17 protein-coding genes are annotated in these 14,540 nt (G+C 39.2%); 9 read left to right on the top strand and 8 right to left on the bottom strand.

Going from position 1 to position 14,540, the window contains the following annotated elements; genetic code table 11:
* Positions 1–7: 7 nt before the first annotated feature.
* Positions 8–1,768, top strand: coding sequence for a GmrSD restriction endonuclease domain-containing protein (locus tag JOC78_RS07800; protein ID WP_204553952.1), 1,761 nt, complete (start codon positions 8–10; stop codon positions 1,766–1,768).
* A gap of 188 nt (positions 1,769–1,956) precedes the next feature.
* Positions 1,957–2,772: a hypothetical protein gene (locus JOC78_RS07795; RefSeq protein ID WP_204553951.1), complete on the top strand. Its 816-nt coding sequence runs from the start codon at positions 1,957–1,959 to the stop codon at positions 2,770–2,772.
* 57 nt (positions 2,773–2,829) lie between these two features.
* On the opposite strand, the gene JOC78_RS07790 is transcribed toward JOC78_RS07795, so the two are convergent.
* Complete coding sequence (locus JOC78_RS07790; protein WP_204553950.1) at positions 2,830–3,120, bottom strand: hypothetical protein; 291 nt, start codon at positions 3,118–3,120, stop codon at positions 2,830–2,832.
* Between the two features lie 129 nt (positions 3,121–3,249).
* Here JOC78_RS07790 and JOC78_RS07785 point away from each other — a divergent pair, with 129 nt between their 5' ends.
* From JOC78_RS07785 to JOC78_RS07775, 3 genes are all read left to right on the top strand, one after another.
* Entirely contained in the window at positions 3,250–4,059 is an 810-nt protein-coding gene (locus JOC78_RS07785) for a hypothetical protein (protein WP_204553949.1), read from the top strand.
* 26 nt (positions 4,060–4,085) lie between these two features.
* A complete protein-coding gene (locus tag JOC78_RS07780; RefSeq protein ID WP_204553948.1) occupies positions 4,086–4,268 on the top strand; it encodes a hypothetical protein in 183 nt (60 codons plus the stop codon).
* A 125-nt stretch (positions 4,269–4,393) separates the two neighbouring features.
* The gene (locus tag JOC78_RS07775; protein ID WP_204553947.1) at positions 4,394–4,687 is read left to right on the top strand and encodes a hypothetical protein; all 294 of its coding nucleotides are present in this window, start codon (positions 4,394–4,396) and stop codon (positions 4,685–4,687) included.
* 59 nt (positions 4,688–4,746) lie between these two features.
* Here the strand turns inward: JOC78_RS07775 and JOC78_RS07770 are convergent, their stop codons facing one another.
* The 3 genes from JOC78_RS07770 to JOC78_RS07760 all read right to left on the bottom strand — a co-directional run bounded on the left by JOC78_RS07770 (position 4,747) and on the right by JOC78_RS07760 (position 6,850).
* Entirely contained in the window at positions 4,747–5,601 is an 855-nt protein-coding gene (locus JOC78_RS07770; protein ID WP_204553946.1) for a glycerophosphodiester phosphodiesterase, read from the bottom strand.
* A gap of 251 nt (positions 5,602–5,852) precedes the next feature.
* The gene (locus JOC78_RS07765) at positions 5,853–6,509 is read right to left on the bottom strand and encodes a YczE/YyaS/YitT family protein (RefSeq protein WP_204553945.1); all 657 of its coding nucleotides are present in this window, start codon (positions 6,507–6,509) and stop codon (positions 5,853–5,855) included.
* 194 nt (positions 6,510–6,703) lie between these two features.
* A complete protein-coding gene (locus JOC78_RS07760; protein ID WP_204553944.1) occupies positions 6,704–6,850 on the bottom strand; it encodes a hypothetical protein in 147 nt (48 codons plus the stop codon).
* A gap of 195 nt (positions 6,851–7,045) precedes the next feature.
* Here JOC78_RS07760 and JOC78_RS07755 point away from each other — a divergent pair, with 195 nt between their 5' ends.
* A complete protein-coding gene (locus JOC78_RS07755; RefSeq protein ID WP_204553943.1) occupies positions 7,046–7,387 on the top strand; it encodes a hypothetical protein in 342 nt (113 codons plus the stop codon).
* 74 nt (positions 7,388–7,461) lie between these two features.
* Here the strand turns inward: JOC78_RS07755 and JOC78_RS07750 are convergent, their stop codons facing one another.
* The gene (locus tag JOC78_RS07750; RefSeq protein ID WP_204553942.1) at positions 7,462–7,887 is read right to left on the bottom strand and encodes a hypothetical protein; all 426 of its coding nucleotides are present in this window, start codon (positions 7,885–7,887) and stop codon (positions 7,462–7,464) included.
* 473 nt (positions 7,888–8,360) lie between these two features.
* Between JOC78_RS07750 and JOC78_RS07745 the strand changes: the two genes are divergently transcribed.
* From JOC78_RS07745 to JOC78_RS07735, 3 genes are all read left to right on the top strand, one after another.
* On the top strand, positions 8,361–9,413 hold the full coding sequence (locus tag JOC78_RS07745; protein ID WP_204553941.1) for a hypothetical protein: 1,053 nt from the start codon (positions 8,361–8,363) through the stop codon (positions 9,411–9,413).
* 114 nt (positions 9,414–9,527) lie between these two features.
* A complete protein-coding gene (locus tag JOC78_RS07740) occupies positions 9,528–10,337 on the top strand; it encodes a YitT family protein (RefSeq protein WP_204553940.1) in 810 nt (269 codons plus the stop codon).
* A gap of 79 nt (positions 10,338–10,416) precedes the next feature.
* On the top strand, positions 10,417–10,629 hold the full coding sequence (locus JOC78_RS07735) for a hypothetical protein (protein WP_204553939.1): 213 nt from the start codon (positions 10,417–10,419) through the stop codon (positions 10,627–10,629).
* A gap of 42 nt (positions 10,630–10,671) precedes the next feature.
* Here JOC78_RS07735 and JOC78_RS07730 read toward each other — a convergent pair whose 3' ends face one another.
* Genes JOC78_RS07730 through JOC78_RS07720 form a run of 3 tightly spaced genes read right to left on the bottom strand, consistent with a single transcriptional unit; the run spans position 10,672 to position 14,480 of the window.
* Positions 10,672–11,781, bottom strand: a complete 1,110-nt coding sequence (locus tag JOC78_RS07730) for a GerAB/ArcD/ProY family transporter (protein ID WP_204553938.1) — start codon at positions 11,779–11,781, stop codon at positions 10,672–10,674.
* 18 nt (positions 11,782–11,799) lie between these two features.
* Positions 11,800–13,005 (bottom strand): Ger(x)C family spore germination protein, encoded by a 1,206-nt coding sequence (locus JOC78_RS07725; RefSeq protein WP_204553937.1) that lies wholly within the window; start codon positions 13,003–13,005, stop codon positions 11,800–11,802.
* The gene (locus JOC78_RS07720; RefSeq protein WP_204553936.1) at positions 13,005–14,480 is read right to left on the bottom strand and encodes a spore germination protein; all 1,476 of its coding nucleotides are present in this window, start codon (positions 14,478–14,480) and stop codon (positions 13,005–13,007) included. Before JOC78_RS07720 ends, JOC78_RS07725 begins: the two co-directional genes overlap by 1 nt.
* Between the last annotated feature and the right edge of the window lie 60 nt (positions 14,481–14,540).

Below are 14,540 nucleotides of genomic sequence, written 5' to 3'. Positions count from 1 at the left end.
TGAAGGTATGGCTTTTCAAACACCAATTACAATCAAAAAAGTAATAGAAAACATTCATAAAAAGAAATATTTACTGCCGGCCATTCAGCGTGAATTTGTTTGGGGAACGGATCAAATAGAGAGGCTGTTTGATTCATTGATGCAGGGATATCCAGTTGGATCGTTCCTGTTTTGGGATGTGAAAAAAGAGAAAAGTAAGGAATTCCAATTTTACGAGTTTATTCGTAACTATCATGAACGGAATAATCGTCACAATCCGATTGCAAGCATTGAAGGAGAAGAAGACATTATTGCCATTTTAGACGGGCAGCAGCGTTTAACTTCGATGTATATTGCGTTAAAAGGATCGTATGCCTATAAGTTGCCAAGAATGAGAAGAGAAAATCCATTAGCTTATCCCGAGCAGCAGCTTTATGTTGACTTGCTGGGTCCTTCTGAAGACTTTGACACTGTATATGATTTTCGTTTTTTAACAGAGGAAGAAGCCAATAAAGAACATGAAGATGCTTTTTGGTTTAAAGTATCTGATATTCTCAATATCAACGATCATTTTGAAGTGAATCAATATTTAATAGAACATGATTTAAGTTCCATTGAAAAAGAGAAAGCTTTATTTGCTAATCAAACATTGTTCAAACTATACAAAGCAATTAATGAAACACCAAGCATTAACTACTATTTGGAAGAAGAACAAAAATTAGATAAAGTTTTGAATATATTCATTCGTGTGAATAGCGGTGGAACAACACTTAGCTATTCAGATTTACTGCTGTCTATTGCAACTGCACAGTGGAAGACGAAAGATGCTAGACAAGAGATTACTAAATTTGTAGATGAAATAAATCAAATTGGCAATGGTTTTAACTTTGATAAAGATTTTGTCTTAAAGGCCTGCTTGGTGCTCTGTGACTTTAAAGATATTGCATTTAAAGTGGATAACTTTAATTCAGACACGATGCAAACGATTGAGCAAAAATGGGACGAAGTGAAAGAAGCGATTCGATTAGCAATAAATGTAGTTTCGAGCTTTGGTTATAATCAAGACACTTTAACCTCTAATAATGCGATCATTCCTATTGCTTACTATTTGTTAAAAAAGGGAACTCCTCATAACTACGTTCAATCAAAGCATTACCGTGCAGATCGCAAGTTAGTAAATAAATGGCTCATATTAGGTCTGCTTAAACGAGTATTCAGCGGACAGCCCGATAATGTACTGCGGCCATTAAGAAGAATTATAGCGGAGAACCATGAGCAGTTCCCTCTTGAATTAATCATTGAAGATTTTAAGGGGAGTACCAAATCATTTTCATTTACCAGTGATGAGATCGACAATTTGCTTTCTTATCAGTATGGTCAAAAACATACCTTCTCCATTTTGGCACTATTATATCCGACCATAGATTTTAGAAATAAATTTCATGTCGATCATATTTTTGCTAAGAGCCTATTTACTAAGAGAAAGTTACTCAAAAAAGGGGTGCCAGCTGAAAAAGTGGATGGATTCATTGAGCGAGTTAATTCCATTGCTAACCTGCAATTACTCGAGGAAATACCAAACATTGAGAAGTCTGATATGGATTTTGAAGAATGGCTAAATGAAAATTATAAAGATCAAGCAGCCAGGAAAGATTATTTAATCAAACACTACATTCCGAGCGGAAATTTGACACTTGTTGATTTTGAAAAATTTATTGAAAAACGGCAAGAAGTACTATTTAATAAACTACAATCAATTGTCAGTATCGGTGACGAGTTAAAGTTATAAGTAATCATGTAAGACGATGGGGTTTATATGCCCTATCGTCTTTTCGGTGAGTAAAAAAAGTCTCCAAAAAACATACCAATTTTGACCAATTAATCGGTTTTTTCAAGTAATGTATTTTCATTTGCTATAATTAACACTTCGGAATAAACATACCAATCAACTTAGAAATTAGGAGAATGAACAAGTAAATGGAATACTTAAAACACGAACTTTATGAGAATAATAGATTCCTGCATATAAAACCAGAGGAACTGCACTTAACTTTAGATGAGGTCAATCGAATGTCTTTGGATGAAGTGGTTGAATTGTCTGCAGTTGTCATTGGTCCACATAATGCATTGCATTGTGGTCGGAGGTGGTTAGAGTTAAATGGCCGTCATCATATTATGCAGCAGGTCTTAGAAAATGCGGGTCTTAATAAAATAACTGTGCTAGAAATGATACAAGAATTGATCGATGAAAAGGACAAAGTATCAGACGAAGATATTCTGCAAAAACATCCCATGCTTTTTGATTACTTAGTTAAATATTATAAAATCCCTGAAAAATATTTCAGAGAGTACAAGATGGTTCGAAAGTATGCTCACTGGAAGCCGAGAAGAAAACCGTTAGTTTTAATCTATTCGGAACTCGGGAGACGGTTTGAGGATTTAGTGGGAGAACTGTTGGAAGAAATTCAAATTCCATTCACGAAATATAAGTGCGGTAAAAGAGGCTGTGAACCGGACTTTATTATTAATGACTCCCATTGGATTGATGCTAAGTTAAGTGAACATACGGTATTTAATTCAGAGACGATGCAGAAATATGAGCCTCATATTGAGAAATTAACGATTATCTACCTTCGAAAAACATCCCAGTTAGAATACAGACGAATGGTTTCTCCAAAAACAGAGTTGATTCATATTTCACACTACATGGATAACCTATCAAGCCAAAGAAGGGCGTATTATGACGAGCAGTTGAAAGACATAGAGACTAAAACATTGAAGTATCTGAAATGATTTTCATGCATTTCAAGAAATTATTGAGCAGAGCGGTAACTTCAAATCTATACCGGTCTATTCTTTTTGAGAGCACAAACCCCAATAGCCTTTTCCTTTTTTATGGACAGCGTAAAAAAGATCTGACTCATCACCAGGTTTACCTTTAAAACGGGTGCAGTCACTTGAATGATCATAAATGATTGAGCGGATTCTAGACTCAGGATTTTCATAATAATTCAAGTCTATAAATGTTTCAGTTTTGATTTTCTCATAAATATCTTTAAGGTGCGCTGTGCCGCCTAAAGAATCTATAACATCTATAATTATTGTTAATAGTTCAGAAGTAGGTGTGTTCTCTTTTTTCATTATTTACATTCCTTTGCCAAAGATAAGTAGTAATTTCATACTACCATATAATTACATTATAAAACCGATAATTAACACTTAGGAATAAACATACCAATCAACTTAGAAATTAGGAGAATGAACAAGTAAATGGAACAATCGAAAAACGAACTTTATGAAAATAACCGATTCCTGCACATTAAACCGGAAGAATTGCATCTAACTTTAGATGAAGTTAATCGAATGTCTTTAGATGAAGTGGTGGAATTGTCAGCAGTTGTTGTCGGACCACATAATTCTTTTGAACGTGGATGGCTAGAGCGGAATGGCCGACACTATATTATGCAGCGCGTTTTAGAAAATGCGGGTCTCAATAATATTACAGTGCCAGAAATGATTTATGAGTTGATCGATGAAAAGGGGAAAGTATCAGATGAGGATATTTTGCAAAAACATCCCTTGCTTTTTGATTACTTAGTTAAATATTATAAAACGCCTGAGAAATTTTTCAGAACGTATAATATGGTTCGAAAATACGCTCATTGGAAACCAAGAAGAAAACCTTTAGTTCTCATTTATTCAGAATTAGGGAGACGCTTTGAGGATTTAGTGGGAGAACTGCTGCAAGAAATTCAGATTCCATTTACGAAATATAAGTGCGGTAAAAGAGGCTGTGAACCAGATTTTATAATTAATGACTCCCATTGGATCGATGCTAAGTTAAGTGAACACACGGTTTTTAATTCAGAGACGATGCAGAAATATGAGCCTCATATTGAGAAATTAACGATTATCTATCTTCGAAAAACATCCCAGTTAGAATACAGACGAATGGTTTCTCCCAAAACAGAGTTAATTCATATCTCACACTATATGGAAAATCTTTCAGCAGAAAGACGGGCATATTATGACGAGGAGCTAAAGGATATTGAAACGAAGACATTAAAATACCTGAAATAATAGCTTTAACCTTTGAGGTAACTGCAATGAAATTCTCTCCAAACGAAATCCTAACCTTCGAACAAATCCTCGTTCAAGTAGTCGAAGTCAATACAGAATCGGTTGTGTTTAAAATACTGAACTCCGGTTATGAAGGAGATGCAGGCAGTTTAATGGAAGTACCGTTATCTTACTTGGAGGAAAAGAAAGATGAAGTAAAGAGAGCATGACGGGAAAAGCCACACTCTTACAATCAAAGTTTACTCTGCCGTTTTTTGAAAAAGTTTGGATTGCTGCCAAACAGGCTAAACTAACACTGTAGAAAAAATTCGAATGATTGGAAAGGGTGTTACTATTGGCTAATACACATTTGCATCACACGAATGATACGGTAAAAGAATCGGGTAAGTATATTTGTGCCGCTGGGGAAGCGAGAGAGCTGCAGCAAGGGGATACATTCCCTGAGTGTCCAGTATCTCATGAACCAACGACTTGGAAGCATGCGGATCATGAGCATCAAAGCGGAGAAGATGTGACGGAAACAGGTACGTATGTGGATCGCGATGGTGAGAAGGTGGAGCTTAAACTAGGGGATACCTTCCCGAATTGTCCGAACACCGGTCAGCCGACTGGATGGAAGCATGCTTAATGGAACGTAAATAGGAAAGCCCCTCCTTTCATAAGTGAATGGAGGGGCTTTTTTAACATTTATTTACCTTTTAAAACCTCATTCAGACGGTCAGGGAAATTCGTGAAAATTCCTGTTACTCCCCAGTCGATCAGTTTTTGCATTTCTTCTTTTTCATTCACAGTGTACGGATGGATCTCTAGTCCGCTGTTAACGACTTTATGTACGTATTCCTGGTCAATCATCGAGCTGTTCGGTCCGATTCCGATGGCATATTGCTTTACTGCAGCAAGCTCTGCATCACTGAGTGTTGCAGGGCTTGTATACCACATCAGCTGTACTAGATTAACAGAAGGATCAAGATCGTGCATTTTTAATAAGCTAGCCGCACTGAATGACTGCACGAGAAGCGTGTCTTTATTAATGCCATATTGCTTTACTTTCTCAAGCAGTGCTTCTTCCATTCCTGGGTACACTTCAGGAGATTTGGTTTCAATATAATAGTTAGCATTCTTGCCAAACGTTTGGAATACTTCATCAAGTGTCGGCACCTTCAGTCCGGCATATTCCGGCTTAGCCATTTCTGGATACTTTTCATTGAACCAAGAGCCAGCATCCAATTGCTTGATTTCAGCAAGCGTGTGATCCTTTACCTGTCCTGTTCCGTTCGTTGTGCGGTCAAGCGTCTCATCGTGCATCGCAATCAATTCGCCGTCCTTTGTCATTTGTAGGTCGATTTCAATATAGTCACCGTGCATTTGCTCACCCATTTTATATGAAGTGATCGTATGCTCAGGCGCATGACCTGACGCACCGCGGTGGGCTACGTTCAGAATGTCTTTATCGTTTGATGAAGCACCTGCAGATAGGCTTGTCCCCATAATAGATAACCCCATAACAGCCGCACCTAATGCAGCTTTCCATTTTACAGTCATTTTGATCTCTCTCCCTCGCTCTAGTTGTTTTATAGCTCACAACAAAAATAACAAGGGAATATAAAGCGATGGTTACAGCATTATAAACATTAAGTAAATACTATATTACTTATCTGTTATTTAATAAAAAGCAAAAAAAAACGCACATCAAAATAGATGTACGTTCAAAAAATGTTTATAAATAGTATTCAATTTGCCGAGGAGCTGTACAGCCTAAACAAAGAGCATGTGATGAAAACGAAGACCATTCATTAAAGCCTTCCAATCCTGAAGCGCCTGATGACGATGTGCAAAAGCCTATTTTCAATCAAATGCTTCAACCACTTTTGACAGATTGGCAGTGTCATTTGAATGATCTTGCCTAAGAATAAAGCGATAAAGACCGTTCCGATTCCCACCGGTCCGCCAAGAAGCCAGCCTAAAAGAAAAACGGCTACTTCCATGCCATTCCTGACAAAGGCTATGCTCCAGCCAGTCTTTTCAACAATTAGCAGCATTAAACTATCACGCGGGCCTGCGCCTACATCTGCTGATACATACAGACTGATCCCAAACCCAAGAATGATGACGCCAATCACAAAAAACATGAATTGTACAAGAAATGATTGCGGCGTGATGAGCAGGGCGTTAAATAGATCGATGAACACACCGAGCAGTAGCATGTTTAAAACAGCACCAGCTTTCGGCGGTGTTTTCGTTCCTGCCCAAGTGGCCAGGATAATGATGATTCCGGTAATGATCGACCATGTCCCAATCGACAGTCCAAGCTGCTTAAATAAGCCATAATGAAAGACATCCCACGGGCCAATGCCCATAACTTTTCCTTTAATCGTAAACGCAACTCCCAGTGCAAGAATCACGAGACCTATCGTAAAAAACGTCCATCGTATAATAAATTCACGACGCATGAAGCACTCTCCATTCTGATCTTTCCTATCAGAATACACGTTGAATAGTATTCTGAAATAGTTTCCTCAACTACTTTAGCACAGATGAAAGCGTATATTAAATAGTTAATTGGAGAAAGCCCAACAATAGATCAAGAATGGAAAGGATTAGAGTTATACATCAGGCCTTTATTTTTATTAAGCGTTCATTATTATCATTTCTTTTCGACTTTGCCATCATTGCCTTTATCCAACCCGGTGGCGCGATTAATCGTTTGTGCGATTAGATTTAAACCTTGATCCATCGCATTCATTGAACTAGATTTTTGACCAATTTCTTTAGAGTTGTCTTCCTTTTTCATTTCGTCACCTCCTATAGCATAGGGTTCGTTTTAAATTGAAATAATATGCGAATATACTTACTCTTTGTCTTTCTGTAAACTCGATTTCATTAAACATACATACGATGTAATTAAACAGCAATCATTCTGAAAAGTTTGGTTGTTACAATGGAGGATAGCCAAAAGTCTAGATTCACAAAGCAAAGGAGTGACGATATGGAGGAGCATGTGGAAAAATCATTGAAAGAGTGGAAAACAGAGATCTGTGATTTATTAAATGAAATAGATAGAGAATACGAAGAGATGAAGCGGGATTTGCAGGTGTATTCTTATAAGTTCAGCATCACGAAGCAAGTCATTCAGTCAACGGTGAATGACGAGATCATCCGCAATATTCGTGAATTGTACCATACACCATTTGAGAAGAAATTTACGCAGCTGAAATCAGACATTAAAGATCTTGAAGAAAAGAAAAAAGTATTCCAAATGTTTGTGGATAAGATCGATAAAGTAAAAGTGAAAAAAGAAGAGGACAAGCCACAGCTGCCTATGCAATAATACATACTAAATGAACCGTCTCCAATGGACGGTTCGTTTTTTTATGTAAAGAGGTAGCCTAAACGGCTGACCTCTTATGGAGTGTAATCTAACAATTTCAAGAGCTCATTGACGTCACCTTTAAAGGTGAAAAGACGAGCCTGATTTTGTTTATCAAGCACCAGCAAAAACGGTTTTTCCTTTTCTCCGACGACCACGATCACTTGATCTACAGGCTCGTTCATCCATTGATTCTGGAGTTGAACGGCCGGTTCCAGTGGGATTTTGATCATAAATCCTTCTTTTGGAATCGGACTGGCCTTGCGATAAAGGTCAGTGATGTTTGTGAGATAAGTTTTCGCTTCTTTTTCAATGGCTGGATTTACTGGACGGGTCTTCACGACTTGTTCCTGCTTGATATCAAATATTTCAACTTGGCCGCTTGCGTTCGGCTGCGCCAAGGCGTTCGGTGTGAATAAAAACATGATCAATAAACAACTTAACGCTAATTTATATCTCATTTACAACACCTCAAAAATAGGTTGTTCATTTAGGGTGTGAATTATGATGTTATTGACTGGAAATTGCGGAGGTTAAAGGGGAATTACGGGCGACGAGCGGTAATTTTGGGAATATTGAGGGACATTTTGAACTTGATCATCTGCCTGCCGGGGTGCTATCAGCCGCTTAGGATGTTCTAACGGCGGATAAGTGAATTCTATCGGCGGCTTTGGTAAATCTAACGGCGCCTTTGGACGTTCTATCGGCGGTTAATGGAATTCTAACGGCGCCTTTTTACTTTCTAACGGCGATTTAGGAAATAATTTAATGATCATTCTATTTTCACCATTTATTTTAGGACGGATGAGTAACTAATCCAACACAGAAAAAAACCAAAAGTATTTGTTTCCTTATATGTCATATTTAGTAAAAAATAAACCGCATTCCTAGCGTATAATAATAGTAACAACACTAACAAAGCAGGTGAAGTTACATGCAAACATCAGCTGAATTCAAAACAAAATGGAAGTGGTTTATCCCGGTCGCTTTACTGATCATGATATCCAATTATTCAGCGCACCACCTATTGACCTTGCCACCGGAGGATCAATATTGGATGACGGTCGGAACGTTAATTGATTTTGTCGTCGTGCTGCCGCTCCTGGCCTATGTTATGATCCTTCGCAAAAAAAGGTCAATTACACCAATACTGGGAGTCGCACTAGCCGGATTTTTTGTGGGCAAAATGATGCTGCCGGATGGACGGCTTGCCGGAATGGAGTGGGTCGGCTGGGTACTGGTAACTGGAGAAGCCGCTCTGTTTGCTGCAGAGATTTGGATCATTTTTTCACTCTTTCGCTGGGTTCGTAAAGTGAAAGCGGATCTTCATGCAGAGAAGGGAATTTTGCCGCCTGCGATGGCACTTTCACTCAAAGCAGATCAGCAATTTGCAGGGAACCGTTTAGCCAACATTTTGATGACGGAATATCAACTGATCCGCCACGCATTGTTCAGCTGGCGAAAAAAGGCGCCGGCATCTCCCCAGCATTTCACTGCTCATAAGAAAACAAGTGTGATTGCCTTCTACATCATGCTGATTCATGCGATTGTGCTTGAAACGGTGGGCGTACATTGGTTGATTCACTCCATCAATCCTATGCTTTCATGGGTGCTTCTGCTATTGAATGTATACACGGTCCTGTTTTTCATTGGAGAAATTCATGCGATCCGTTTAAATCCGATTACGGTCGAGCATCATCAGGTTTCCATTCAAATGGGATTAATGAAACGGATTCATGTACCTTTTGCATCCATTCAAGCAATGAAAGCACCAGAACATGGGGAATACAACGAACATGATAAAACCGCTTTTCATGGACTTTATGCTGATTTAGAAAAAGGCGAGCCGCATCTTGTGATTGAGCTAAAGGAACCGCTGCAAGCGAAGTCAATGTACGGGATCACGAAACAAGTGGAGAAAATCTACCTTCGTTTGGATGACCCAGCCGCATTTACTGCGATGATAAAAGCGAAAATGGAGGAGTGAGAGAAAGATCTCATTTCTCCATTTTTTTGCTTTTCAGAAAAAACTATTATCTCTTTTATTGCCAATTTCTCCTCTATAATTAATTATATTTAGTTGGAAAAAGGGGGAGAAGAGATGGGGCAAATTATTTTGATGCTCGTTGGTTCATTTTTAGTGGGGGTTGCATACAATTTATTTCTGATTCCCCATCATATTTTAAGCAGTGGTCTTAGCGGCATTGCGATTATGCTTGGAATTATTACGCCGATCAATACCGGGGTGCTGAACTTTCTGCTTAACCTCCCATTGCTGATTGTTGGAGTATTTAAGCTAGGGAAACAATTTATTTTCTATACCATCTTTGCGGTTGTGGCGATTTCCGTCAGTCTGTATGTCGTGCCAGTCGTGGAAATATCGACTGAACCGATTCTTTCTTCTTTATTTGGCGGAGTGATCACAGGACTTGGGATTGGGCTGATCTTTCGGGCTTCTGGATCATCTGGCGGGTTTGATATTATCGCCATGCTGTTAACGAAGAAAAGAGATTTCCCGCTTGGCGCTCTTCTATCAGCGATGAATGCGGTAGTCGTCATTATTTCTGGTTTTATTTTTAGCTGGGATGCCGCACTTAATACAATGATCGCCATTTATGCGACAGGAAAAGTTGTGGACACGATTCACACGAATCATATTAAACTGACGTTAATGATTATTACGGAAAAAGGGGAAGAAATGAAGCAGTCGCTGCTTTCCAATCTTTACCGCGGAGTGACGGTGATGAACGGTCAGGGAGCCTATACAGGTGAAGGCCGTACCGTGTTAATTACTGTATTGACTCGTTATCAATTAACCGATGTGAAGAAGCTGATTCATGATACCGATCCCAGTGCATTTGTGAACATTACGGAAACGGTCGAAGTGGTTGGGTCTTTTCACCGGACATAAGTGTTTTAGAGAAAAAGGAGTAAGTGGACCACCTTTTGGGTAAATGTATATATATTACAGTTACCTTGGAGGGTTCATGATGAAATATTTAAAGGTGCTCAAGAGTTTTCAAGAAGGATCAAGTGAAGTCAGCTTCGAGTTTGAAAAAGGAGAATATTACCCGATAGACAGCATGGCGGAGGATTTAATTACAGTGAAAGTAGAGGATCCTGAAGATCAGTTTGGCGGTAAAGTCAATGTCTCCGTGAGTGACGAATCCAACTTTGAAATTGTTGATGAACCTGAAGAATAATAAGTGAAGAACATCCCTTGAACGCCAGAGGGATGTTCTTTTTTATCCAGATTTATTCATCGGTGGAAGAGTCTTATGACGCTTAAACAACAGTCCAATTGATAAAATGACGACTAAAAGAAGGTAGAGGCCGAACCAGTAAACCGTCCAATAGGTGGAAACAAAGTTTGAGAAATGAATGATATCTGGATGTAAAACATTGCTTAAAATGATGATTAGCGCTGCCCCCGGAAGGATGAAAATTTTGTCCGTCTTCCGATTTAAGATGTACTTTAAACCATGTGTGGCGGCTAGAAACGAGATCGTGATCTTAACGAATATACCGAAAATCCAGATAGTCGCTACAATAATTTCGATTCGTTCAAATAATTCAGTTGCCGTGACATCTTTCACTAAATCATAAGTTGGATACGATTCACGGCTGATAAGGCTCGGCCCATGATCGCCAATGGCAATAAATATCACTAGGGTTAAGATCATTCCAGATATAAATAACGTCAGTAAAAATTCAGGTATGACTTTATCTTTTTGTTTAATGTAAGTAATAAAAACAGTGATGAGAATAATCTCGATGAATGGAAAGCCGATGGTCGGATAAGCTCCTTTTAAGATAGGCATAATTCCTTCTCCTAACACCGGTTTTAACTTTTGGAAAGTAAACTGATTGATGACTAGAAGCAGGGCAATGAACAGAAAGATCACCATGAAAGGAGCCAGCAGCTCATTCACCCGAAAGACATTTTCAAATCCAATATAAGCGGAATATACGACTAGCCCCATAATCATAATCTGGTAAATATATATGGAACTGTTAGGGGTGACGACTGTAATCATAAAATTGCTTAAATTACGAACAATTAAAGCAGCTAGGTGAATTGCAAACCATACGATGATTAAGCTGACAAAACGGCCTCCCCATTTTCCTATAACTGCTTCGAGAAGTGTATAAATCGAATGGTAGCGATATTTTTTTAATAGAAGCAAGAGAGGAAGGTTAATGATCACTCCGGCCAACGTAGCTACAATCATAGAAATCCATGCATCCTGCAGGGCGTAGACAGTGGTAAGGGCAGGAGCCATCAATAAAGAGCTGCCCGTTAAGAAGCTGATCATCGCCCAATTAAATTGCCATTTAGATAAAGTTGGCTTCAATGATGCTCCTCCTTCCTTTTACTTATTGTGCTCATGAATACTCTTCACCCGAGAACCTGGAGATGAAATACGGATATCAGCTTTTACGATCACTTTTGCTTGTTTAAAATTCTTTGGCCACTGTTTCTCTCGCTTTTTAAATTCCTGTGGCATCTCTTGATACAGCAATTCTCCAAACCCCAGTACATCGGACGAATATTTCTGCGCTCTTTTCACCGTATCGTGCATATCTTTTTCGATCGATTTCTCTAGTGCCTGATTGAGCTTAGGGTAAGTAGCCGGATCACTCAATGGATAGCCGCAAGTAATTTCTTGAAGAATGCCTTTTCCTTTGACATGAATAGTGTAAGTCAGTTGTCCATTCTGAATGGAGGGTATGATTTTTGTTTTGACTTTAGGAAGCATGGCGCCGATATCGCCTTTGCCTTTAGGACAGGCTGCAATATACCAGATAGATTCTTCCGTACGGTTTTGCATAAATGACCATGCCCGGGTTTCCCGAACGGAATACCATCCGACTAGCTTCGCGTTCTTAAAGATCGGCAGTCCGGTTAATTGAAATGTTTTTTTGTTTCCGTTTGAAGACTCATATTCCTCGTCTTCTGATATTTCCTCTCTCGTCTTTACTCCATAACTGACGACTTGTCTAGTTTTGGAGAATTGCCAGTCTAGCACTTGTTCTAGTTCAATCCATTCAGTTAATCCAATGGAACCTGAAGTATTCTTCGCTTGTCCTTCAAGTTTGGTAGAAGGGTTGGCTTCAATAGCCGTGTACAAGCTTAAAATCTTTTGAGCCGTCGTGTCTTTTGCTACGAACACAGGAAAGTTATGTCTGATTTGATAAAATCTTGCGAAGAAGTCTGTCATTTTTTCAAGTCCAGTATCGCGAGCAAAACGTTCTCCGATTACTAAATATCCTACGTTGTGGAAGAATAAATGTCGGGAGAAGTTACTCTCCGCCTCTCTTAGAGCTTTTAGAATCGTTTTGGCCTTATATGAATAAGTATAGACAGGCAAAGCATTCGTTTCGGGGGACTGGGTATTATCAGACGTTCCAATTCCTCCGGGGTTCGTCACTTGCAAATGAAGAATGACTCCATCTTTTGCATAGTCAAGCCCAATGGCTGTGATCAGCTGCAGCTGGTTTAGTTCTGTTTTGCTGATACATCCTGATAGGTTGATTAATAACGTCATCGATAGGAGAAGAGTGATCCCCTTTCTCATCACTGTTTCCCTCCTTTATTCAGCAGCTTCCATTGATGGATCCATACGGGAAGGCGAATGAAGCTATCTTTTAGCCCTTTCATGTGCATGGGAGAAAGAGGTGTTAAATAGGATCGACCGAACGAATTTAAAGAAGCCATATGAATGATTAAGGCAATTAAAAAGATGAATAGTCCAAACATGCCGGTGAAGGCAGCGATGAATAAGGCGAAGAAGCGCAGCAGCCGAGCCGTTCCTGAAAAGGCGTAATAAGGAGCCACGAAGCTTGATATCGCCGTTAAAGAAACAACAATAACAATCACTGGAGACACAAGGCCAGCTGCAACAGCCGCTTCACCAATAACAATGGCGCCGACGATAGAAACAGCAGGTCCAATTGGTCTTGGCATCCGAATTCCGGCTTCTCGAAGAATTTCGAAGATAACCTCCATCACCAGCGCTTCAGCAAATGAAGGGAAGGGAACTCCTTCTCTTTGCGCAGCTAAACTAATCAATAAATTGGTCTGAATAAGTTCTTGATGAAAGGTAGTCACAGCAACATACAAGGCTGGAAGAAGCATGGAAATAAAAAAAGCAGTAAAACGGATAAACCTGATGAGAATGGCTAAATCAAAACGGTGATAATAATCCTCAGAAGCCTGAAAGAACGAGAAAAAGGTGGCAGGTGCAATTAACATGAATGGCGTGCCTTCCATCATGATGACGACTTTGCCTTCTGCAATGGCTGCACAGACAGTATCTGGCCGTTCAGATGAATGTAAAGTTGGGAAAGGAGAATATTTCTTCTTCTCAATCAGTTCTTCAATCATTCCCACATCAAACACCTTGTTCGTCTCAATGTTTTGAATGCGCAGCCTTACTTGTTCAAGGACAGCTTGATCAACCGTTCCATCTAAATAGGAAATTAATATTTCCGTTTTTGTAATACGTCCTATTGTATATTTTTCGAAACGCAAGTTCGGATTCGCAATCCTTCTTCTCATTAAAGAAGTGTTAATAGAGAGTGTTTCGACGAATCCTTCTCGCGGACCTGTAACTAGCGTTTGCGCTTTAGGCTCTTCTACATTTCTTCCTTGCCATTGAGGCATAGGGATAACGAATGAATTAGAATAGTTCTCAACGAACAAAATAATAGCTCCATGAAGCAGTTCATTCATTACTTTCTCAGAATCTGTTACCGAAGAAATAGGCGAAAACACTTCAATTCTGTTAATGAGATCTACAGGGGAAAGTTCTTCGAGTTCCGATTCTTTCATCCATGTCAAGAGTGGTCGAAGGATCGATTCCTCAATACTCGCTTTATCCACAAGTCCATCAATAAAGCAGAGAGAAAAGTCTAGCGGGTAGTCTGTAACTTGTTTAGTGACAAAGTCCGGACTGTTGCCCATTCGTAACTTTAATTCTTCTATATTCTGAGAGGGTACGTTCGAAATCACAAATGGTTGAGGCGCTGCAGATTGTTCGCTCGATCTCATTTCTCATCACCTCAGTATGTTTTATTTTACATTATGAACAAATCCATCCAATTTTATACA

Source organism: Bacillus ectoiniformans (genome assembly GCF_016908875.1).
GTDB classification, from domain to species: Bacteria; Bacillota; Bacilli; order Bacillales; family Domibacillaceae; genus Bacillus_BX; species Bacillus_BX ectoiniformans.
Note: the sequence above shows the minus strand (reverse complement) of the source record. Positions and strands in the feature narration are given on the sequence as shown.